We start from the raw sequence: 1,708 nt of genomic DNA on the forward strand, positions 1-1,708 counted from the left end.
ATATAGGTCAGTTTTTCCTTTTCTGCCAACTCCATCGCATAATCATAGGCATCGTTGTAAGACACACCTTTCAATACCACTTCACCGCCACGGCTCTTTACTGCATCAATTTTGATTTTCGGCGTAGTCTCCGGCATCACGATGACGGCGCGGCAACCCAAATATTGAGCCGACAAAGCCACACCCTGTGCATGGTTGCCCGCGCTTGCTGCAATCACGCCACAATCCAAGGCTTCTTTAGGCAGCTTCGCCATTTTGTTGTACGCGCCGCGAATTTTGAACGAAAACACCGGCTGCAAATCTTCACGTTTGAGCAAAACCTGATTGTTCAGACGGCCTGACAGACTGCGCGCCAAATCCAAGGGCGTTTCTACGGCCACATCATAAACGGAAGCGGTCAAAATACGGGTTAGATAATCAGAAAGAGGAAGGGAATGGTTCATGGTATTTTAGTGTTCGGAAATAAATTGCAATTCGGTCAAATCGACCGGAGGAAAAAGTTAAAACCATACCCCTGAGGCCGTCTGAAGGCAAGAAAAATCTTAGCAAAGCCTAAATGAGACGGTATAATGTCCGCTTAATATCTATTTAATATGCCAAACTGTTTACTTTGAAAGAAACAGTGTCCACTCATATTCAAATCCATAAATAATGATGAAAAAAACGCTACTTAGCTTAATTTTTGCTGCCCTCCTGAATACTCCAGCCCTTGCGGCAGACCCGGTTGCATCCGCACCTGCCGTACAAAGCGAGGCTCAAACGCAGCCACTGCTGCACAGTATCAACAGCCCGACAACGCCGCCGGAAATTGCGGCGACTGCCTATATTGTTACCGACCTGCACAGCAAGCAAACCTTGGCATCCAACAATGCCGACACGCCTATCGAGCCTGCCGCGTTGACGCAAATGATGACCGCCTACCTTGCCTTTAAAGCACTGGAAAACGGTACGCTTCAAGCAGATCAGATGCTGACAGTTTCAAACGTCGGCTGGAAAGTCGAAGGTTCACGCATGTTCCTTGATCCGAAAGTTCCTGTCAGTGTCAGCGATTTGATTAAGGGTACAACCATCCAGTCGGCCAACGATGCCGCCATTACCCTTGCCGAAGCCATTGGCAACGACTCTATCGACGAATTTGTCAAACAAATGAACGAAGAAGCCAAACGCTTGGGCATGAAGCATACCCACTTCAACAACCCGACCGGTATTTCTTCTAACGGCCATGTTTCAACCGTTGGCGACTTGGCCATTTTGGCAGCCGCGCTGATCAATGACTATCCGAAATACTATCCTTTGTTTGCAAACAAATCTTTCAAATACAATAATATCGAACAGCCCAACCGCAACCTCCTGCTCTATCGCGACAGCAGTATCGATGGTTTGAAAACCGGCTATAGCGAAGGCGCAGGCTACCATCTCGCCGCTTCCAGCAAACGCAACAACCGCCGTATTGTTTCCATCCTTGCCGGTGCCGAATCCACCGAAGCGCGCGCCAGCGAAAGCAGCAAACTGCTCAACTGGTCATTGCAGGCATTTGATACGCCTAAACTTTACAACGGCGGAGAAGTGATTTCCCAAGTCAAAGTTTACAAAGGCAGTACCAAAGCCGTAGATATCGGTTTCTTGGACGATGTTTACATTACCATTCCCCACGATACCGGCAAAAACGTCAAACCTATTTTAGAAACGCTTCAGCCCGTCCTCGCCC

At 48.3% G+C, this 1,708-nt stretch carries 2 protein-coding genes; one reads left to right on the top strand and one right to left on the bottom strand.

What is annotated here, in order from left to right; all coding sequences use genetic code 11:
- Window positions 1-443, bottom strand: a 443-nt coding sequence (locus ACTHUE_RS17995) for a pyridoxal-phosphate dependent enzyme (protein ID WP_440424101.1), incomplete at its 3' end; no start/stop codon positions are given.
- Between the two features lie 208 nt (window positions 444-651).
- Between ACTHUE_RS17995 and ACTHUE_RS18000 the strand changes: the two genes are divergently transcribed.
- On the top strand, window positions 652-1,708 hold a 1,057-nt coding region (locus ACTHUE_RS18000; RefSeq protein WP_440424102.1), incomplete at its 3' end, for a serine hydrolase.

Source organism: Neisseria sp. P0021.S005 (assembly GCF_051956955.1).